This is a genomic window from Mucilaginibacter mallensis, assembly GCF_900105165.1.
Classification (GTDB): Bacteria; Bacteroidota; Bacteroidia; order Sphingobacteriales; family Sphingobacteriaceae; genus Mucilaginibacter; species Mucilaginibacter mallensis.
Map to the genome: position 1 here is coordinate 5,668,801 of NZ_LT629740.1, position 21,514 is coordinate 5,690,314.

A 21,514-nucleotide genomic window follows, 5' to 3' on the forward strand; every position below is an offset into this window, starting at 1 on the left:
GCTCACTGCCCACTTAATAATTCAAGGACATCCACTTTATCCTGTGCCAGCTGTACTTTCAGTTCATCAAGTCCGGTAAACTTCACGTCGTCGCGAACATAGTTGTAGAAATGCAGCGTAACCTGTTCGTTATAGATTTCCTGGTTAAAATCAAAAATATTTATCTCGATGTTACGGGTAATACCATTTATGGTAGGTCGGCTGCCGATATAAGCCATGCCTTTGTATAGCTTGCCTTGTATGTTGATCTTAGCGGCGAATATCCCATCGGATGGGATGAGCTTGTAGCGTTCCTCAATCACAATATTGGCTGTCGGATAGCCAATTTGCCTGCCAATCTGATCACCGCGTACTACTTTGCCGGTGATATAGAACGGATAGCCTAAAAAGGTATTGGCCAGTTCTATTTTGCCCTCTGATAACGCATTGCGGATACGGGTTGAGCTTACGGCAACATCGTTAATATCCTGTTCGGGAATTTCAACAACCTCAAAGCCATAAACAGGACCCAGTTTTAGCAGGTCATCCAGTCCGCCCTGCCTGTCCTTACCAAAGCGATGGTCGTAACCGATCACAATTTTTTTGGTGCCGATCTTGTTCACCAGCACATCGCGGATATATCCCTCTGCTGTTTGGTTAGAGAAATCCCTCGAAAATGGGGTGATAATTAAATGGTCAACGCCCAATTGCTCCAGCAATGCAGCTTTCTCATTTATGGTATTGATAAGCTTTATGCTTTCATCCTCCGGATGTAATATCATCCGCGGATGCGGGAAAAAAGTAAGGATTACCGTTTCGCCGCCAATTTCGTCAGCCAGTTCCTTTATCCGCGCTATAATTTTGCGGTGCCCAAGGTGTACGCCGTCAAACGTGCCGATAGTAACTACGGCATTTTCTACAGCTTTAAATTCATCAATGTGATGATAGATCTTCATAGATATGGGGTCAGAAAGAGAATTGAAAACAAAAATACTAATTTACGCTTCGGTTTGTGCTTTTAACTCACGTATGGTACCAACTAACTCCATCACTTCCCAGGCATCAGCAACTTTATAATTACCGCTGCGTGTACGCCTTAATTTTGATAGATATGCGCCGCTGTTTAATGCCTTGCCAAAATCATTTACCAGCGAGCGGATATAAGTACCCTTGCTGCATACAACCCTGAAATCAACTTCGGGCAACTCAATACGGGTTATTTCAAATTCAGTTATGGTTACGTTGCGCAGGCGCAGTTCAACTTCCTCGCCGCGACGGGCTTTTTCATACAAACGCTCCCCATCAATTTTAATGGCGGAGTGCGCGGGTGGGTATTGCTGAATGTCGCCTGTAAACTGCGCGCAGGCGGCCCTTATCTGCTCATCGGTAATATGGCTGGTATCGAATTTCTCATCCGGTTCGGTTTCCATATCGTATGATGGGGTGGTAGCTCCCAAAATCAGTGTGCCGGTATATTCCTTTTCCTCAGCCTGAAAGGTATCTATCTGCTTGGTCATTTTACCGGTGCAGATGATGAGCAGGCCTGTAGCCAGCGGATCAAGCGTGCCGGCATGGCCAACCTTTAGTTTAAGCGGCTTAAAGGAGTTGCGTATTTTGCCAACCACATCAAAGCTGGTCCATTTATATGGTTTATTCACCAGCAATAATTCGCCGGCGGCAAAATCAAAGTCCTTTTTTTTAGGGTTGGGCGTATCCAATATTTAATTTATTTAATAAACGGCAAAGGTAAGGTTTTAGTTGCCTGCTGCAATAATGGTATTTGATTCGTATCGTAGCTATAGGGTTAAAGTCCAAGAGTGTTTGAAGCGTTAAGAATTCCCCTCTTGAGAGGGGGCGCGTTGATAGTGCGGTAGCAGGGGTGTGTTATTCCGCATGTATAATGACACACCCCTACACCCCTCTCAAGAGGGGAATCGCACAAGGCCCCGCTTCTTTCGAACGCTCCAGAGTTTCAAACCCATCGCTATTTGAAACATTGACAATCCCTGTTATTTATGTTTTATAACTCTAAAAGTTAAATTAACCCGTTCCTTCATTGGTTTGGTTGATTTGGCTATGCGGTGCTCCCAGTTTTCCTGCAGGTCACCTTTCATTAGCAGGTAGGAACCATCTTCCAGCTTTATTGAATATTTTTGGGTGTGATCCTTTTTATTGCGGATATCAAAGCTCCTCACTTGGCCGAAAGACACGGAGGCTACAACCGGGTGTTTACCCAATTCGTCTTCATTATCACTATGCCAGGCTACCGAATCGTTGCCATCGCGATAGTAGTTGAGCAATACGCTGTTAAAATTAATGCCTGATAATATTTGTACGCGCTCCCTGATGGTCTGTAATTCATCCGTCCATGGCAGCGGATCATACTTTTCGCCGGAGAAGGTGTAATCCGTGCCCTGATCGCCTACCCAAACGGTGAGCCTGGGTGTAAGCAGGTGCTTGTCATACATTTTTATGATCTTTTGCTGCCAGGGCATTTCCGTAATGAATTTAGCCATCAGGTATTTGCTTTGCTCCGGGCTGAATATGCCCGGGCGGTAGTCCAAAAGTTCTGGCGGTAAGCCTTTACTCTGCCCCGCTTCAGGAAAAAAACTTAGCTGTTCCATTGCTGATCTATACGCAATTTTCACGCCATAGTTTTTGTTGTCAGTAGGCCATAGGTATTCGGAAGATTAAAAAAAAGGTGTCATGCAGGCACTCGAAGCATAAGCGTAAAGGCCTTTGCCCGCACACTTCGAATGCCTCAGTGTGACCTCATGCTTAATATTTGTAAGAAAATATATCTTCCGAACACTATGGTCAGCAGCCTGGAAATTTGTCCATAATGATGCGTTGTTTGTCCATTTTACAAGGATATTATATGTTGAATATTTGTATTGTCAATAACGACATCAATAATATCCAACAAAATGAAAACACAATTTTCAGTACCAACCCGCGATGAAGTAAGCCCTGCAAATCAAACCATATTTGATAACCTACAAAAGGCTTTAGGCTTTGTGCCAAACCTGTACGCTACCATAGCTTACTCTGACAATGGTCTTGCGCGGTTCCTGTCCTACCAGAATGCAAAAACATCTTTATCAAACAAAGAAAAAGAAGCGGTTAACCTTATTGTGAGCCAGGTTAACGAATGTGTTTACTGCCAGAGCGCGCATATAGTGTTGGGTAAAATGAACGGCTTTACCGATGAGCAATTACTGGATATAAGAAAAGGTACCAGCACCGACCCTAAGTTGAATGCCTTGGTTGCCCTGGCTGCAAATATTACCGCTACCCGCGGCAAAGCAGATGGCGACCTGGTTGACGACTTTTACGCGCACGGCTACACCAATGCCAACCTGATTGATCTGATCTTACAGATCAGCGATAAGACAGCTATGAACTACCTCCATAATTTAACGGAGATCCCGGTTGATTTTCCTTTAGCAACCGCACTGTAAATTTACAGATGACATACCAATTCGACTTGTTGAATTGGTATGTTTGATTAACAATTTTCAAAAGCTATGGAAAACGAGATCAGATACCCTATACCTCCATTTAACATGGAAACTGCCCAGCAAAAAGTGCAGGCTGCCGAAGATGCGTGGAACTCAAAGAACCCGGAGAAAGTATCACTGGCTTATACTATTGATACCGAATGGCGCAACCGCACGGAATTTATCAATGGCCGCGAAGAGGTAAAGGAATTCCTGACCCGCAAATGGGAAAAGGAACTGGATTATAAACTGAAAAAAGAACTTTGGGGCTTTAAGGAAAACCGCATGGCGGTAAGATTTGAATATGAATGGCATGATGCTGCCGGGCAATGGTACCGCAGTTATGGAAACGAGCTTTGGGAATTTGATGAAAAAGGTTACATGCAAAAAAGGTACGCCAGCATAAATGACCTGCCTATTGCCGAGGCCGACCGCAAGCTGTAAGATAGAATAACAATGAATGATCAATCCACCTTTACTTTAGTCGACCCCCAGAAAGGCAACCTGGCATTTAAGCTGTTTACCTTTGGTGATAATAGTTATTTCGACCATTTGCAGCGTAATAACTTTTACTCGCTCATTTGGGTTACAAGGGGTAGTGGTAAGGTAAAGGCGGATTTTTCAGAATATGCATTTAAAGAAAACACCTTATTTGCCTTTGCCATCTATCAGCCATTTATGTTTTTGGCCGATAGTAAAATAGAGGGTATTGCCCTGCAATTTCACCCTGATTTTTTCTGCATTCATAAGCACCAGCAGGAGGTGGCTTGTAATGGTGTGCTGTTCAATAATATTTATAACCCGCCATATGTATTGGTTGATGCAAGCGCGGCTGCTATCTTAAACAATATTTTGGAACAGGTAAAAGCCGAAATGCAAAACCCGGCATTGGCACAATATGAATTGCTGGTATCTTATCTTAAGATCTTCCTCATTAATGCTTCACGCTTAAAAACCAGTCAGCAGCCGGATGCGACGTTGGCGGTTGCGGATACTGAAGAGCCTTTTATCCTACAAAAATTAAAGGATTATATTGAGCAGCATTACAAAACCAAGCATGCGGTAAGTAATTATGCCGATATGCTGAACATATCGCCCAAGGCATTGGCAAAGATCACCAAAACGCATTTTAATAAAACGCTTACCAATATGATCGCAGAGCGCATCATCATCGAGGCCAAAAGAGAGCTTTACCTCACTAACAAAACAGTTAAGGAAATAGCATACGAACTGGGGTATAATGATGAAAGTTATTTCAGTCGGTTTTTTAAGACCAATGCCGAGGTATCGCCCCAATTATACCGCGAAACTGTTGGGTATAACCGGATGGGGATGTAATTATTGCATCTGATCCAAAAGCCGTTTTAATTGGTCAAGGTATTGTTCGTACTGCTGTTTCATCATCCCCCAAAAACACTTTCTATCGCCCAAAAGCGAACGTTTTGTTGTTCGGTTACGATACACGGCTTGGATACGTGTGATCATAAATATTTTATAATCAGCTAATTATAATTTTGGCATTATATTGATAGATAAACAGGCGTAACTTGTTCATTAACTGCATATTGAGATGATTAAAAACTACTTTAAAATAGCCTGGCGCAACCTTGTAAAAAACAAGGCGCATTCGTTTATCAATATAGTGGGGTTATCCGTTGGTATGGCGGTAGCCATTATGATAGGCCTTTGGATATATGATGAGGTATCATTCAATAAGGACAATCCTAATTACAGCCGCATTGCACAGGTAGTACAAAACGTAACCAATAATGGCGAGGTGCAAACCTGGACCAATGTCCCCTATCCTTTGGCCGAAGAATTACGCAAGAGTTATGGCAGCAATTTTAAATATGTAGTGATGAGCGCCGGTACAGGCAACCATATTTTAACCCTGGGCGATAAAAAGCTAACTGAATGGGGCTGCTATTTTGAACCGCAGGCACCGGAATTGCTTGGCCTTAAAATGATAGAGGGATCGCGCAGCGCGTTAAACGACCCAACAGCTGTTTTGTTATCCCAATCAACAGCCAAAGCTTATTTTGGTGATGCCGACCCAATGAACAAGATGCTGAAAATTGACAGCCGTGATAATGTAAAAGTAGCCGGCGTATACCAGGATTTTCCGGATAACTCCGATTTTAGCGGCTTTGCATTTTTAGCCACTTGGCAAACCTATTTACATAACAGCTGGATAAAATCAGTAATCGATACCTGGCGCCCGAATGCTTTCAGGATATATGTGCAAATGGCCGATAATACCGACTTTGCATCGGTATCATTAAAAATAAGGGATGCGAAACTGCGTAGGGTAAGTACGGAACTGGCTAAAAAGAAACCGGCGCTGTTCCTGTTCCCGATGAGTAAATGGCATTTGTACAGTGATTTTAAAAACGGGTTGAACATTGGCGGCCGCATACAGTATGTGTGGCTATTTGGTATCATCGGTATTTTTGTTTTGCTGCTGGCCTGTATTAATTTTATGAATTTGAGCACCGCCCGTTCAGAGAAGCGGGCAAAGGAAGTGGGCATCCGCAAAGCGGTGGGCTCCCTGCGCGATCAGTTGATCTACCAGTTTTTTGCAGAATCATTGGTGTATGTTTTTATCGCCTTTGTTCTATCATTGCTATTTGTTCAATTGGCGCTGCCATTTTTTAACAGTGTGGCAGGTAAAAGCATGAGCATATTATGGACAAATCCTTTGTTTTGGCTCTCATGTATCAGTTTTAGTTTGATAACCGGGTTAATTGCCGGTAGTTACCCTGCGTTTTATTTGTCATCATTCAATCCGGTTAAAGTGTTAAAAGGCTCGTTCCGGGTGGGTAGATTGGCGGCCATACCGCGCAAGGTATTGGTGGTTGTACAGTTTACGGTATCTGTTGTACTGATCATCGGGACAATAGTAGTTTTCCGCCAGATACAGTTTGCAAAGAACCGCCCGGTAGGTTATACCCGCGATGGGCTCATCACAGTGCCTATGGTAGCACACGATGTTCATGACCATTTCGATGTGGTAAAGTCCGAGCTTTTTAAAACTGGGGTAGTAGCAAATGTATCTGAATCAAGCGCGCCGCCAACCGAGCAATGGGGCAGCAGCAGCGGTTTCGACTGGCAAGGTAAAGACCCCAGCCTGAGTGTTGATTTTCAGCAGGCAGGTGTATCCTACGATTATGGTAAAACGGTAGCCTGGCAATTTACCGGCGGGCGTGATTTTTCGAGGGATTTCCTTTCTGACTCATCGGCATTGATCATTAATGAAACTGCCGTGCATTTTATGGGCCTAAAAAACCCGGTAGGCTCAACCATTAAATGGAATGGCGATCAATTTAAGGTGGTTGGCGTTATTAAGGATATTATTACCGGGTCGCCATATGAGCAGATAAAACCAGCTGTTTATTACTTGTCAAAAGATGCTGGATCAATGATCGTTTTAAAGATCAACCCTAATGCAAGCGCCAGCGCAGCAATTGATAAAATAGGCGACGTATTTAAACAATATAATCCTCAACAGCCTTTTGTATACCAGTTTGTTGACCAGGAATATGCCAAGAAGTTTGATGATGAAGAACGCATTGGCAAACTGGCCAGCTGCTTTGCCGGACTAGCAATTTTCATCAGCTGTCTGGGTCTGTTCGGCATGGCATCGTTTATGGCAGAGCAGCGTATTAAGGAGATCGGCGTACGCAAGGTATTGGGCGCATCCGTATTTAACCTGTGGAAGTTGCTGTCGACAGATTTTATTGGTTTGGTAGTGATCTCTATCATCATAGCCACCCCAACAGCTTATATTTTTATGAATAACTGGCTGCGGCACTATGAGTATCACTCCGCAATTGCTTGGTGGATATTTGCCTTAACAGGTGTTGGGGCAGTGCTGATCACTTTACTTACGGTGAGTTATCAATCAATTAAGGCGGCGCTGGCTAACCCGGTGAAGAGTTTGAAAAGTGAGTAGGTGGTCGCGATGCAATCGCCGAACCATGTTAAGCACTCGTCACAGACGAGCGCAATTCTTAGTAAGAAAATATAAAGTTTGTCATTCTGAGCGCTAGCGAAGAACCTATCCGGCGGTATACCCCGCGTAAAGGGCCTTCGCTAGCGCTCAGAATGACAATAAGATAATAACGATTAAAATATCGCCTCAGCAATCCTCTTAGTAGGCCCCGGATTACTCATGGTATAAAAATGCAATACAGGTGCGCCGAACTCTATCAGCTCCTTGCATTGGTTTATCATCCACTCGATACCTACATCCTTTACATCTTTTTCTGATTTGCAGGCCTGTACCGCATCGGCAAGATCTTCAGGGATATCAATATGGAATATTTTTGGCAGGTTGATCAATTGTTTTGATGAGGTAATGGGCTTCAATCCCGGAATGATGGGCACATTGATACCATTCTCACGACAAAGCTTTACAAACTCCTTGTATTTATTGTTATCATAAAACATCTGGGTAACAATAAAATTGGCGCCGTTGTCTACCTTTTGTTTCAGGTACCTGAAATCGGTTTTCAGGTTCGGCGACTCGAAATGCTTTTCTGGGTATCCGGCAACGCCGATGCAGAAATCGGCATTTACCACATCGTGGTCCTCGTATAAATATTTACCCTTGTTCATGTTGGTAACCTGCTCCAGCAGCTCGCATGCATAGGCATGACCGCCCGGAGTTGGCACAAATGACGGATCGGCATGGCGGGCATCACCGCGTAATACCAGCACATTGTCGATACCCAAAAATTGCAGGTCAATCAGCGCGTTCTCAGTTTCTTCCTTGGTAAAACCACCACATATTAAATGTGGAACAGCATCCACCTTATAACGATTGATGATAGCAGCACAAATAGCAACAGTACCCGGGCGTTTACGGTAGGATACCTTCTCCAATAAACCACTTTCATGCTTTTTGTAGATATAATCCTCGCGGTGATAGGTAACATCAATAAACGGCGGATTAAACTCCATCAGCGGGTCAATAGCATCATAAATTTCCTGTATGCTGCGCCCCTTTACCGGTGGTAATAGTTCGAATGAGAAGAGTGTTTTGCCGTTAGCGTTAGTAATGTGATCGGTTATTTTCATGCCCCCTAGCCCCCTAAAGGGGGAATTTTTTTATTAGTGTAAGTTATGTATTTTATGTTTAATTGCTCCCCCTTTAGGGGGCTGGGGGGCTAATAGTTAAGATTTGGTCCTAACCAGCGCTCCACTGTTTCTACGTCCATTGTCTTCCGCTTTGCGTAATCCTCTATCTGATCCTTACTGATCTTACCCAAGCCAAAATACCTTGCCTGTGGGTGCGCGAAGTAGAACCCGCTTACGGAGGCAGCCGGTGTCATTGCCAGGCTTTCGGTTAGGTGCATGTGTGCGTTATCCTCGGCTTTCAGCAATTCAAATAGGGTGATCTTCTCTGTATGATCCGGACAGGCGGGATAACCCGGTGCCGGACGAATACCCTGGTATTCTTCCTTGATAAGTTTTTCGGTATCCAATTGCTCGGTTTTAGCATAGCCCCAGTAATCTTTGCGTACCAGCTCGTGCATTTTTTCAGCAAAAGCTTCTGCTAAACGATCAGCAAGGGCTTTAGCCATGATGCTGTTATAGTCGTCATGATCGGCTTCAAATTCGGCAACCAGCTCATCACAACCAACACCTGCAGTTACTGCAAAGCCACCCCAATAATCAGGTACGCCGCTATCTTTAGGGGCGATAAAATCTGACAAGGCATAATATGGTTCACCTTTAACTTTCTCTGATTGCTGGCGCAGCGTGTAGATCGTTTCTAAAACCTGTGTACGGCTATCATCGGTATACAACTCAATGTCATCGCCCACACTATTGGCTGGCCAAAAACCGATCACGGCGTTAGCCTGCAACAGTTTATCCTTAACAATACGTTTCAACAGTTCCTGCGCATCATCGTATAGTTTTTTTGCCTCGATGCCTACGTACTTATCATCAAATATTTTAGGGTAGCTGCCGCGCAGTTCCCAGGTGTGGAAAAATGGTGTCCAGTCGATATACGGCACTAGCTCTTCCAGCGGGAATGCTTCAAAAACCTTGGTGCCTGTAAAGGTTGGTTTTGGCGGCATCATACCGTTAAGGTTGATCTGGCACTTCATGTTCCGGGCGTCATCAATGCTGACGAAACGCTTATCCGATTTTTTATTCAGGTGCGCCTCACGGGCTTTGGCGTATTCATCCTTAATACCCTGTATGTACTCATCACGACCGGTTTCACTCATCAAACTACTGCAAACAGTAACGCTGCGAGATGCATCCAATACGTGTATAGCAGCGCCTGAATAGTTTGGTGCTACCTTAACCGCCGCATGTATACGTGATGTTGTAGCTCCGCCGATAATCAACGGAATAGTAAAGTTATTGCGTTCCATTTCCTTGGCGAAATGCACCATTTCATCCAATGACGGCGTGATCAATCCGCTCAGGCCAATAATGTCGACATTTTGCTTAATGGCTTCTTCAATTATGCGTTGTGCAGGCACCATCACCCCAAGATCGATCACCTCAAAGTTATTACAGGCCAACACTACGCCCACAATATTTTTACCGATATCGTGCACATCGCCTTTAACTGTAGCCATTAAAATTTTACCGGCATTGGCGCGGGCATCGGCTGCGGTATCTTCGCCGGAGGCTAAAACACGTTGTTTTTCCAGTTCGATATAAGGCAATAGATAAGCAACCGCTTTTTTCATTACACGGGCTGATTTTACTACCTGTGGCAGGAACATCTTACCTGAACCAAACAGGTCACCAACAATATTCATCCCATCCATTAGCGGACCTTCAATCACTTCAAGCGGACGGGCATATTTTTGGCGCGCTTCTTCCACATCATCATCCAGGTATTCAATAATACCTTTTACCAGCGCGTGCGATAAACGTTTTTCAACCGGATCCTTGCGCCATTCCTCATCGCGTACAATTACCTTGCCTTTACTCTTGATGTTATCGGCAAACTCAACCAAACGCTCGGTAGCATCCGGACGGCGGTTTAATAAAACATCTTCAACGAGTTCAAGCAAATCTTTTGGGATCTCCTGGTATACCTCAAGCATACCGGCGTTAACAATGCCCATATCCATGCCGGCCTGTATGGCATGGTATAAAAATGCCGAGTGCATAGCCTCGCGAACCGTGTTATTACCACGGAACGAGAACGAAATATTACTTACCCCGCCACTCACTTTGGCGTGCGGCAGGTTTTGTTTTATCCAGCGTGTGGCATCAATAAAATCAACCGCGTAGTTGTTGTGTTCTTCTAAACCGGTGGCTACGGTTAATATGTTCGGATCGAAAATGATATCCTGTGGTGGGAAACCAACTTCGTTAACCAATATGTTATATGACCGCTCGCAGATCTCCTTACGGCGTTCCAATGAATCAGCCTGACCTGTTTCATCGAAGGCCATTACTACCGTGGCGGCACCATAGCTTAATATTTTGCGGGCGTATTCCTTAAATTTCTCTTCACCTTCTTTTAATGAGATGGAGTTAACGATACCCTTGCCTTGTAGGCATTTCAACCCGGCTTCAATAACCGTCCATTTTGATGAATCCACCATGATGGGCAGCTTGGCAATGTCAGGTTCAGAAGCAACAAGATTCAGGAACTTCACCATCACCGCTTCCGAATCGATCATGCCCTCATCCATGTTGATGTCGATCACCTGCGCGCCGCCTTCAACCTGCTGCAGGGCAACGGTTAGGGCAGCCTCGTAATCCTCGCCCAAAATCAGTTTGGAGAATTTTGGCGAGCCTGTGATATTGGTACGTTCACCCACGTTCATGAACACGCTTTCGGGCGTTAGTGTAACGGCTTCCAGTCCGCTCAGGCGCATGTTTGGCGCTATTTCGGGTATTAACCTTGCGGGATATTGCGCCGCTTTATCGGCAATGCATTTAATGTGTTCGGGCGTAGTGCCACAACAACCACCTACTATGTTCACCAGCCCGGCTTGCATAAAATCATCCACCTGGTGGGCGGTTTCGTGAGCTGTTTCATCATACTGACCAAACTCATTTGGCAAACCCGCATTAGGATAGGCCGAGATAAATACATCGGCTATATTAGAAAGTTCCTCCAGGTGCGGGCGCATTTCCCTTGCCCCCAAAGCGCAGTTTAAGCCTACGGATAACAAGTTAGCATGGCGGATAGAATTCCAGAATGCCTCAACTGTTTGGCCCGATAAAGTACGGCCTGATGCATCGGTAATAGTACCCGAGATCATGATAGGCAAATGCTTGCCTGATTCATCGGCATAGCGGTTTATAGCAAATAATGCCGCTTTGGCATTCAGGGTATCAAATATGGTTTCAACCAGCAGCATATCCGAGCCGCCATCAACAAGGCCGCGAACCTGATCGTAATAAGCTTCGGCCAGGTCGTCAAAGGTAACGGCACGGTAGCCCGGGTCGTTAACATCCGGCGATAATGATGCGGTACGGTTTGTAGGGCCAACGGCTCCGGCTACAAAGCGTGGTTTCTCCGGTGTTTTTTTATTGTATTCGTCGGCAACTTCACGGGCAAGGCGCGCGCCTTCAAAGCTTAGTTCATAAGCTAAGTATTCCAGGTGATAATCAGCCAGTGAAATTATTTGTGTGCTGAAAGTGTTGGTTTCTATGATATCTGCCCCGGCATCCAAATAATCAGCATGGATAGCCTTGATCACATCCGGGCGTGTGATATTCAGCAGGTCGTTATTGCCCTGCAGGTCTGATGCATGATCCTTAAAACGTTCCCCGCGAAAATCCGCCTCGGTTAATTGGTACCGTTGTATCATGGTACCCATTGCGCCGTCAATAACGAGTATACGTTTCTCTAATTCTTTTCTAATATCCATTTTGTTGAGTAGCAAGTATTTAGTATCAAGTATCAAGTATGAAAAAATCACCTGATACGGCTAAACTCAAATGCGGATAATAAAATTATCTTGCTACTTGATACTAGCTACCTGATACTAAATAAAAACACGCTTACGTCGAAAAGTCGGGTGATATATTGACTTTCGCTTATCTTTCCTAACCGATTTTTGAAGCTGGTTAAGTAGAATGTAGCACCTTGTGAAGCACAGGTTGCTAAGACATCGCAGGGTCTAATCCCTCCATCTTTCTCTATAAGCACTGCAAAGGTGCGCAATAAACTTGTAATATGCAATAGGGTGATTTAGCCCCTCTATAACCCTACTGTCATTTCGACCGGAGGGAGAACTATCTCTTGAGCAGGGTGGTGCCTTGACGGTGTGAGCGAAAAAATCTTCTGCTATCTGTATGGCGGCCATGCAAGTTGAAGAAGATCCTTCACTACGTTCAGGATAACAATGGGCTAAAACAAAAAGAGCTGCCTTTTTATGAGGCAGCTCTTTTAAATAATGTGTTTACGATTATCTTCTTCTGCCAAAAATACGCATCATGGACATAAACAGGTTGATGAATGTAGTATAAAGGATAAAAGCACCTATGATCACTAATTTATTAGTGCTTTCGGTACCAAACTCAACACCTGCACCAATGCGTTTAAGCATTTGCATGTAATAAGCGGTAAGGCCTATCATAACTGCTACAAACACAAAGCTGATGATATAGCTTAACTGATCGCTATGCATAAAGAAGTTAATAAGGCTTACACCCAAAGCACCGATAAATATTACATACATGATGGACCCAAATTTGGAAAGGTCCATGGTTGTTTTGTAACCTGATACAGCCATTACACCGAAAACAAAAGCCGCGCTTAAGAATACGGTAAATATGGAGCTGGATGTATAGATAAGCCCGAAAATACTTAAGGTAACGCCTATAGTTGCCGCGTAAGCCAAAAATATAGCTATCATACCTACGTATGATATACGGTTAAAGCCAAAATTAATTACCAGCGAAAAGGCAAGTGGTGCAAATATAGCTACATAACCTAAGCCAGTAAAGCCGCCCGTAGTAGGATCAATGATCAGGCTCAATAAGCTTAAATTTGTTGCAAATTCAAAAGCGACAAAAGCGGAAACGCCTAAGGCTACGAACATCCATGCGAATACTTTAGCTAGATATTTGCGTGATGAGCTTTCGCTGTCGTCTAATTGTGTTACGCTATTGTAAACGTAGTTAGAACTGTTATTTTCCATTTTTATTTAAAAATTATTCTTTTTTATTAATACAAATTTACTCATTTAATGTGATATGCTAAAATCACACCATGGGTGTTAGACCAACGTGAAATTAAATAGTTTAGTGTAATTATCAAAACTAATTCAATCTCTTTATCAGCTGTTCCTCAACCTTTTTAAATACCTGTAAGGGTTTTAATCCGCGCCAGTTAAGCTCATCAAGCTCGCCGCCAAAGTTGATGTAGTAATCAATATTGTTGCTCTTGAACTCGTCGATCACATGCTCACGGAAATTGATGCCGGCTATCCAGCCATCCTCTACCTCCTGGAACCATTCCTCATAATAACAATCATCCGAAGAGTGGAAGTTCAGCACATTTTCGCCGATGAGGATGAATTGGGTGATGCCCTGGTCAACCATCAGGTCGATAAGCTCCCGTTTCATGAGCATGATATCGTTATTAATGGCATCGTTCCACTCGCCTATCAGTTCGATGATGGTGTAGCCACGGTCATAATCGGTATAAAGTACTTTAAGGTAAAGCGTGTTAGAGCCAAATGAATCCCACTGCGGATGCAGCAGGTAATTGTATACCTGTTTATCAAACTCAAACTCACTGTACTGCGTTGCATAAAAAGGCGAAAATTCGTCTTCTGATGCAATGTAGTCATCTCTCCACCGATAATATGGTTCTATTTCGTGCATAAGCCCCCTCTAAATCTCCCCCTAAAGGGTGAGACTTTTTCTTATTTATATGCAAATGTGCGGATTTATTCTAATATGCGTATTAAGCAAATGTTCAATTTTTGTCATCTGCACATTTGCACATCCGCATATCTGCACATAAAATTACTTTTTATAGAAATCTACAGCCTTCCTAACGCTGCCTTCTTGTTTTAATAATTTGGCGGCAGTTTGTTCGTCGAGGCCGGTTTCATTCATTACCATGCGGGTGCCGCGGTCAACCAGTTTGTTATTGCTTAATTGCATATCTACCATTCTGTTACCTTTTACTTTGCCCAGCTGTATCATTGTCGCGGTGCTCAGCATATTCAATACCAGTTTTTGCGCGGTGCCTGCCTTCATGCGGGTTGATCCGGTTAAAAACTCCGGCCCTGTTACTACCTCAACCGGGTATTTTGCCTCTGCTGCAACCGGACTACCACTATTACAAACTATGCAGCCGGTGGCAATATTATGCTGGTTAGCCATTTTTAGTCCACCGATAACATAAGGCGTAGTACCCGATGCTGCTATGCCTACCAGCACATCTTTATCGTTGATGTTAAATTCCTGCAGGTCTATCCAGGCTTGCTCAATATCGTCTTCTGCATATTCAACTGATTTGCGAATGGCCGTGTCGCCACCGGCAATAATGCCTACCACCATATCAAAGGGTACGCCGAAAGTTGGCGGGCATTCTGATGCGTCAACTACCCCCAGCCTGCCGCTGGTGCCTGCGCCAATGTAAAACAGGCGGCCACCCGCCTTCATTCTGGCAGCGGTTACTTCCACCAGTTTTTCTATCTGCGGTAAAGCCTTTGCCACAGCAAGCGGCACGGTTTGGTCCTCCTCGTTCATATGCTGCAGGATCTCCTTAACAGGCATCAGTTCGAGGTTATTATAGTTGGAGCTTTTTTCGGTTGTAAATTCCATTGCGGGATGTTTATACCGCAAAATTACATGATTTTTTACAATTGTTGCGACAGTTGGAAACTGTCGCAATGCAGCACCACGGGTTACGCTGCGCTAAACCCGCGGCAGCGTTAGCATTAATTTTTCCAGAACAGTGTATTTGGATGGAAATGTTTCCACGAGTGCCAATACTCCTGGTATGCCTGTATTTTAGTAAGGCGACTGCCTTTTAGTGCTCCTGCTGTAGCCAATCCATCCCAATCCCATATTGATGCAGTTTCCTGATCGGTTAATTGTCCCTTTGCATCCAAATTAAAATGGAGCGTTTTGCCATTTACATTGGTGTTGAAGGCGTGGAAGGTAAGGCTGTCGCTCTCTATGGCTACCAGTATTGGTGTTTTGTTCAGGTTGTCATTTATTAGATGTTTTTTGAACAGCTGCCGCCAGTCGTAAGCCTTTGTCTGTCCGTTTACTATTACGCCAAGCACCCAGCTTTTGCGCATCAGGGTGTCCTTGTTCTTTATGGTGCTATCCTTATCAACGGCCTGTAAGCGGTCGTAATTTTTTAGGTCCTTATAATCCTGAACGTAATTTGTATCAGGTTGTAATATAAGCGACGAGGGGTGTTTGCTGATCCATGCGGAAAGGGTGGATTGTTCGTAAGGAAGCTCCTGCAGATACTCGCCTTTTAGTTTGCCAACTGCCGCTATGCCTGTGGCCTGGTACCACCATGTTTTTGTTTTCTGATCCTCAATAATCGCATTGTAATGCCTAGCCCCCACCAGGCGGAATGTTTGCCTCGCCCCGTTGATCACGGGGCTGTAAACCCTGCCCGTGCGGCACATGGTACAATAGGTGACCAGCACGGGTTCATTGCCCACATTGTCCTGTATCTTATGGTGATAGCCCAGGTATACCAGCGGATAGGCTTTAGCAACACCATTATTAACTACACCAATTACCACCATATTCATGGGGACTTTGTTGGTCATTACATTGGCGAATTTGATAACCTGCGGCTCCTGGAACATGGTTTCGGCCTTAAACATTACATCAGTAAAATAAAAGCTGACCAGGCAAAGCGCCAGCACCAACGCTTTGGTGATCTTATGCCCTGTTGAATTTTTAGCATAATATTTTATGGCATACCAAACCAGCAATGCAGCGCCAATAAAGCGTAAGGAGTTTACTGTCTTTTCAAGATAATAAGCAACAGTTATGGCATTCAGGTCCTGACTACCCGGGAAAGGCATCAACAAATATGCATGCACTAACCCGGGAATGACCAGTAGTGCGATGCCTGCCCAGAATAACAATGGTTTGGTGCGGCTATTCATCAGGTGGTGGTGTTTAAGCTTGCGTAGCGGTTTGCCGAGGGCATATAGCCGCTGGTTTTTAAGATATTTGCCAGGCGGTCATAAAACGCAGGCTCGGTTGGGGTAACGCTTGCCAGCCCATCAACATATTTATTGTATAAACAAAATAGGCCTGCGATTAATACCGTATCATGTATCTCCAGGTCGGTTGCCCCGGCATCGCGGGCATCGGCTACAAGTTCGGTGCTTACTGTGCGGGCGTCGGATTGTGTTCTACGGGCAATCTCCAGCAAATACTTCATCTTTTGGCTGACAGGCGCGTTGTCCGGGTCGTGTTTTACCTTTTCGGCTGTTTCGCGTTCGCCCAAAAGTACATCAGCTGCGGCGGTATGTGCCGCGGTGCAGAATTTACACTCATTTCCCTGCGAAACCACCGTAGCGATCAGTTCGCGCTCAGCCTCTGTTAAGGTTGATTCGCCGCGCAGCAAAATTTGTGTAAGCTGCCTTATGGGGAGAGCGGTATCCTGCCGGTAATTTAACAAGCCGGTAATGCCTGGTAAATTTTCATCTAGTGGTATGTGTGGCATAACAATTTAATTAGTAGATCCATCCTTTCAGCAACAGAAAGCAAATGGCTAACAGTGGTTTATAATATTGTTAAATTTATTAAAATATAGTTCAATTGTAAACTCTGGGTAATTATTTCTTTGCCCATAAAATCAATAAATGCTTTTTTGCATTAGCTACTGATCAACAGACTAATAAATCAGGTAAAAAATTACAATTTAAGCAAAAGTTAAGTGTTAAAATTTCAACTAATCGTCTGAATTTGTTAGTTTTGCGTTACTATTTTAATATGAAAAGGGGCGCGGGCATAATTTTCAGATCAGTGTTGTTGATTTTGGTGGGTATTGCTATCGGCCTGCTTGTTGGCGACAATAATTTTGCCTCCCATTACCTCAATACCTCACCCGGAAAAGGTGATAAACTTACCAAAGTACTGCAACTGGTGCGCCAGAATTATGTTGACTCTGTTAACGTGGATAGTGTTGAGGGTGTAACCGTTAACAACCTGCTGCAAAACCTCGACCCGCACTCCATGTACCTGCCCCCGCAGCAGGCATTGGCCATTAACGAAAAGCTGGAAGGCGGCTTTAATGGCTTTGGTATAGAGTACCAGTTATTGCGCGATACCCTTTACATTACCCAGATATATCCCAACGGGCCCGCTAATAAAGCTGGTTTAAGCACGGGCGACAGGGTGTTGACCATCAATAATCAAAAAGTTTCGGGCGCGAAGATCACCGGTGATAAAATAGATAAGATCCTCACCGACGAGAAAAGAAAGGAAATGGCCTTCAATGTGATTGAGCCTGATGATACACAAAGGTTTTATCGCATACAGCGTGGCCATGTTGCCCTTAGCAGTATGGATGCCGCTTATATGGCTGCTGATAATGTGGGCTACATTAAGATCAGCAAGTTTGCTTCAACAACCGATAATGATTTCCGCGTTGCGCTGGGCAAGCTGAAAAGCCAGGGTATGACAAAGCTTGTGCTTGATATCCGCGGCAATGGCGGCGGTTACCTGAATACGGCTACCGCGCTGGCTAACGAGTTTTTAACCAAGGGCAAGCTGATAGTTTATACCAAAGGCATACATGAAAACCGTACGGATTATTTTGCCACAGATTCGGGTGAGTTTCAGCATGGTAAGTTAGCGGTGCTGATTGACGAATACTCTGCCTCGGCAAGTGAAATATTGGCAGGCGCCTTGCAGGATCTGGACAGGGCCGTTATTGTTGGCCGTCGCTCTTTTGGAAAAGGTTTGGTGCAGCAACAGTTCCCGTTTAGCGATGGTTCGGCAGTTAACTTAACTGTGGCCAGGTATTATACCCCATCGGGCAGATCAATACAAAAATCATACGCCGGTGGTATTGATAGCTACCATAATGAACTGGCCGAACGCATGAAAAAAGGCGAGCTGTTTTCGGCACAAAGCAATATGGACGATAGCGCTTTTAAAAAATCATCGCCCTACCATACAGCCAGCGGCAAAAAAGTTTTTAGCGGCGGTGGTATTATGCCTGATATTTTTGTACCTGCTGATACCACCATGGATACCAACCTGGTTCAGGCACTTGCCGATAACCAGTTGTTTACCGCTTATGTGATAGACAAGCTGCAGCCCGAGCTGAATAAATATGCCTCGGCCGATAAGTTTATTAATAATTACGCAGTGAACGACCTGCAATATGGGGACTTTATCCTTTACGCATCGCAAACCATAAAGGAAATGGACTCCTATGAGATCAAGGTATCCCGGGCGCCCATAGAAACGTTGTTAAAAGCCTATGCGGCCCGTTTTAAATGGGGCGATGAAGCGTACTATCAAACCGTTAACAGCGATGATGAAGCCTTTAGGAAAGCTATAGAGGCGGTGCAATAGATAGATGTGCGGATGTGCAGATTTCAGATGTGCAAATGAAACTTCACTCTTGCATAAATACCGAAGCTGAAAAATCATTTGCACATCTGAAATCTGCACACTCGCATATCTGCACATCTGGTGCACATCAAAAAATTACTTCTGCCTAAACCAAACCTGTACCGGTGCGCCGTTGAAATCAAAGTTTTCCCTTAGTTTGTTTTCTACAAAACGGTAATAAGGTTCCTTAACATACTGCGGCAGGTTGCAAAAGAATGCGAACATGGGTGATGTGCCTGCAATTTGGGTGATGTATTTTATCTTAACGTATTTACCTTTGATAGATGGGGGCGGTATAGCCTCGATGATAGGCAGCATTACCTCGTTTAATTTTGAGGTAGGGATACGTTTTGCACGGTTAGCATAAACCTGGTTAGCGGTTTCAATCACTTTTAACACACGTTGCTTTTCGGTAACGGACGTGAAAACGATAGGCACATCGGTAAACGGTGCTATTTTTTGCCTGATCATTTCTTCAAAAACTTTGATCGTTTTGTTGTTCTTTTCGATCAGATCCCATTTGTTTACTACGATTACTACGCCTTTTTTATTCTTTTCGGCAAGGTGGAAAATATTGATGTCCTGCGCTTCAATACCTTCAACAGCATCAATCATGAGTATAATAACATCGGCTTCCTCAATTGCCTTTATGGTACGCATTACAGAATAAAACTCGATGTTTTCCTTAACCTTGGTTTTTTTACGCATCCCGGCAGTATCTATCAGCATAAAATCATGCCCGTACTGGTTGTAATGTATGTGGATGGAATCGCGGGTAGTACCTGCTATCGGCGTTACAATATTACGCTCCTTACCAATCAGCGAGTTGATGATGGATGATTTACCCACATTCGGCCTGCCTACAATGGCATATTTTGGCAAGGTGTTAGGTTCAGTTGGCTCATCGTCAAAATGTTTTACCACATCGTCCAGCAATTCACCTGTTCCGGAGCCTGTCATTGATGAGATGTTATATAACTCACCTAACCCTAAACTGTAAAATACCATTGAATCGGCTAAAAGCGAGGTGTTATCCAGCTTATTAACTACTACAAATACAGGTTTTTTGCTTTTGCGGAGAAGAGATGCTATCTCATCGTCCAGGTCGGTAATGCCGGTGGTTACATCAACCATAAACAGTATAACGGTGGCTTCCTCAATGGCGATGATCACCTGCTCGCGGATAGCGGCCTCGAACACATCGTCGGAATTGGCTACATAACCGCCGGTATCAACAACGGTAAATGAATGGTTGGTCCACTCGGATACGCCGTAGTGCCTGTCGCGGGTTACGCCGCTAAAATCGTCGACAATAGCCTTGCGGCTCTCAGTTAAACGGTTATATAAAGTTGATTTGCCTACGTTGGGCCTGCCCACTATGGCTACTATATTGCTCATGTTTGTGTTAGAATCAAGAATTAAGAGTCAAGAATCAGGAAAAGCCGATAGTGGCCACCCTGAGTTTCTCTTAATTCTAATTTAAATATTTATTGTGAATCTTAGCTACATCCCGATCCTTAAATCTTGACTCTTGCTTCCTGACTCTTGTGTCTGTTTATTCGTACCCAAATTTTTTCAGGTAATTTTTTTTGCTGCGCCAGTCGGGAATAACTTTTACAAACATCTCTAAAAAGATCTTCTTTTGGAAAAAATCTTCCATATCGCGGCGGGCATAGGTGCCAACTATTTTAAGCATGCTGCCGTTCTTGCCTATCAGTATATTCTTTTGCGAATCGCGTTCCACAATTATTTCGGCACTAATGCGGTGCAGTTTTTCGCCCTCAACAAAAGCGGTTACTATTACCTCACTGCTGTAGGGTATCTCTTTTTTGTATTGTTTGAATATTTGCGCCCGTATCATTTCTGATGCAAAGAAACGGTCGTTACGATCGGTAAGTGCGTCTTTTTCATAATATGCGGGGTGCTCGGGCAAATGCTCGATCACGAAATTCATTACCGCAAGCACGTTATAATCTTTTAGTGCTGATATGGCGAAGATCGCTTTTGGGTTCAATTTCTCCTGCCAAAACTCTACCTTGGCCTTCACTGTTTCCTCGTCGGATTGATCTACTTTATTGATCAGTACTGCTACCGGGGCCTGTGTGCCTGCCAGTTTTTTCAGTACATCCTCTTCATCGTACTCCTCGTAAATGTCGGTAACCAGTAAAATCAGATCGGCATCAACTATGGAGCCATCTACCTGATGCATCATGCTTTCGTGTAAAGCATAGTGCGGTTTGATAACGCCGGGGGTATCAGAGAAGACTATTTGATAGTCGGGTTCGTTAACAATACCTAAAATACGGTGGCGCGTTGTTTGCGCCTTGGGTGTGATGATAGACATTTTTTCGCCCACCAGCGCGTTCATCAGGGTTGATTTCCCTGCGTTGGGCTTTCCAATAATGCTTACAAAACCAGCTCTGTGGGTCATAAAAAAATAAATGAAATAATATTTGGACTGCAAAGAAACGAATTAT

17 protein-coding genes and 1 riboswitch are annotated in these 21,514 nt (G+C 44.1%); of the genes, 5 read left to right on the top strand and 12 right to left on the bottom strand.

Annotated features, from left to right (window positions below):
• Nucleotides 1-2 precede the first annotated feature (2 nt).
• From BLU33_RS23355 to BLU33_RS23365, 3 genes are all read right to left on the bottom strand, one after another.
• Nucleotides 3-935: a bifunctional riboflavin kinase/FAD synthetase gene (locus BLU33_RS23355; protein ID WP_091379173.1), complete on the bottom strand. Its 933-nt coding sequence runs from the start codon at nt 933-935 to the stop codon at nt 3-5.
• 42 nt (nt 936-977) lie between these two features.
• Nucleotides 978-1,697: a tRNA pseudouridine(55) synthase TruB gene (gene truB, locus BLU33_RS23360; RefSeq protein ID WP_091379176.1), complete on the bottom strand. Its 720-nt coding sequence runs from the start codon at nt 1,695-1,697 to the stop codon at nt 978-980.
• Between the two features lie 291 nt (nt 1,698-1,988).
• Entirely contained in the window at nt 1,989-2,603 is a 615-nt protein-coding gene (locus tag BLU33_RS23365) for an alpha-ketoglutarate-dependent dioxygenase AlkB family protein (protein ID WP_091379179.1), read from the bottom strand.
• A 303-nt stretch (nt 2,604-2,906) separates the two neighbouring features.
• On the opposite strand from BLU33_RS23365, the gene BLU33_RS23370 reads away from it, so the two are divergent.
• The 4 genes from BLU33_RS23370 to BLU33_RS23385 all read left to right on the top strand — a co-directional run bounded on the left by BLU33_RS23370 (nt 2,907) and on the right by BLU33_RS23385 (nt 7,431).
• Entirely contained in the window at nt 2,907-3,440 is a 534-nt protein-coding gene (locus BLU33_RS23370) for a carboxymuconolactone decarboxylase family protein (protein WP_091379181.1), read from the top strand.
• Nucleotides 3,441-3,506: 66 nt separating this feature from the next.
• Complete coding sequence (locus BLU33_RS23375) at nt 3,507-3,923, top strand: nuclear transport factor 2 family protein (RefSeq protein ID WP_091379184.1); 417 nt, start codon at nt 3,507-3,509, stop codon at nt 3,921-3,923.
• Between the two features lie 12 nt (nt 3,924-3,935).
• On the top strand, nt 3,936-4,817 hold the full coding sequence (locus tag BLU33_RS23380) for a helix-turn-helix domain-containing protein (protein WP_091379186.1): 882 nt from the start codon (nt 3,936-3,938) through the stop codon (nt 4,815-4,817).
• Nucleotides 4,818-5,049: 232 nt separating this feature from the next.
• Nucleotides 5,050-7,431, top strand: a complete 2,382-nt coding sequence (locus tag BLU33_RS23385) for an ABC transporter permease (protein WP_091379189.1) — start codon at nt 5,050-5,052, stop codon at nt 7,429-7,431.
• Between the two features lie 173 nt (nt 7,432-7,604).
• Here the strand turns inward: BLU33_RS23385 and metF are convergent, their stop codons facing one another.
• From metF to BLU33_RS23420, 7 genes are all read right to left on the bottom strand, one after another.
• Nucleotides 7,605-8,558 carry a methylenetetrahydrofolate reductase [NAD(P)H] gene (gene metF, locus BLU33_RS23390; RefSeq protein ID WP_091379194.1) on the bottom strand — a complete coding sequence of 318 codons (954 nt, stop codon included), beginning with the start codon at nt 8,556-8,558 and terminating at the stop codon, nt 7,605-7,607.
• A gap of 89 nt (nt 8,559-8,647) precedes the next feature.
• Nucleotides 8,648-12,340: a methionine synthase gene (gene metH, locus BLU33_RS23395; protein ID WP_091380941.1), complete on the bottom strand. Its 3,693-nt coding sequence runs from the start codon at nt 12,338-12,340 to the stop codon at nt 8,648-8,650.
• 166 nt (nt 12,341-12,506) lie between these two features.
• Nucleotides 12,507-12,620: riboswitch (SAM riboswitch) on the bottom strand.
• Nucleotides 12,621-12,880: 260 nt separating this feature from the next.
• A complete protein-coding gene (locus BLU33_RS23400) occupies nt 12,881-13,615 on the bottom strand; it encodes a Bax inhibitor-1/YccA family protein (RefSeq protein ID WP_091379197.1) in 735 nt (244 codons plus the stop codon).
• A gap of 121 nt (nt 13,616-13,736) precedes the next feature.
• Nucleotides 13,737-14,303, bottom strand: coding sequence for a hypothetical protein (locus tag BLU33_RS23405; protein WP_091379202.1), 567 nt, complete (start codon nt 14,301-14,303; stop codon nt 13,737-13,739).
• Nucleotides 14,304-14,447: 144 nt separating this feature from the next.
• Nucleotides 14,448-15,254: an N-acetylmuramic acid 6-phosphate etherase gene (gene murQ / locus BLU33_RS23410; protein WP_091379205.1), complete on the bottom strand. Its 807-nt coding sequence runs from the start codon at nt 15,252-15,254 to the stop codon at nt 14,448-14,450.
• A gap of 116 nt (nt 15,255-15,370) precedes the next feature.
• A complete protein-coding gene (locus BLU33_RS23415) occupies nt 15,371-16,570 on the bottom strand; it encodes a DUF3179 domain-containing (seleno)protein (protein WP_091379209.1) in 1,200 nt (399 codons plus the stop codon).
• A complete protein-coding gene (locus tag BLU33_RS23420) occupies nt 16,570-17,136 on the bottom strand; it encodes a carboxymuconolactone decarboxylase family protein (RefSeq protein WP_091379211.1) in 567 nt (188 codons plus the stop codon). Before BLU33_RS23420 ends, BLU33_RS23415 begins: the two co-directional genes overlap by 1 nt.
• 269 nt (nt 17,137-17,405) lie before the next feature.
• Here BLU33_RS23420 and BLU33_RS23425 point away from each other — a divergent pair, with 269 nt between their 5' ends.
• Nucleotides 17,406-18,998 carry a S41 family peptidase gene (locus BLU33_RS23425; RefSeq protein ID WP_091379214.1) on the top strand — a complete coding sequence of 531 codons (1,593 nt, stop codon included), beginning with the start codon at nt 17,406-17,408 and terminating at the stop codon, nt 18,996-18,998.
• Between the two features lie 135 nt (nt 18,999-19,133).
• Here BLU33_RS23425 and der read toward each other — a convergent pair whose 3' ends face one another.
• Both der and era read right to left on the bottom strand, forming a co-directional pair.
• Complete coding sequence (gene der / locus BLU33_RS23430) at nt 19,134-20,435, bottom strand: ribosome biogenesis GTPase Der (RefSeq protein WP_091379217.1); 1,302 nt, start codon at nt 20,433-20,435, stop codon at nt 19,134-19,136.
• A gap of 157 nt (nt 20,436-20,592) precedes the next feature.
• Nucleotides 20,593-21,468, bottom strand: a complete 876-nt coding sequence (gene era / locus BLU33_RS23435; protein ID WP_091379221.1) for a GTPase Era — start codon at nt 21,466-21,468, stop codon at nt 20,593-20,595.
• Nucleotides 21,469-21,514 lie beyond the last annotated feature (46 nt).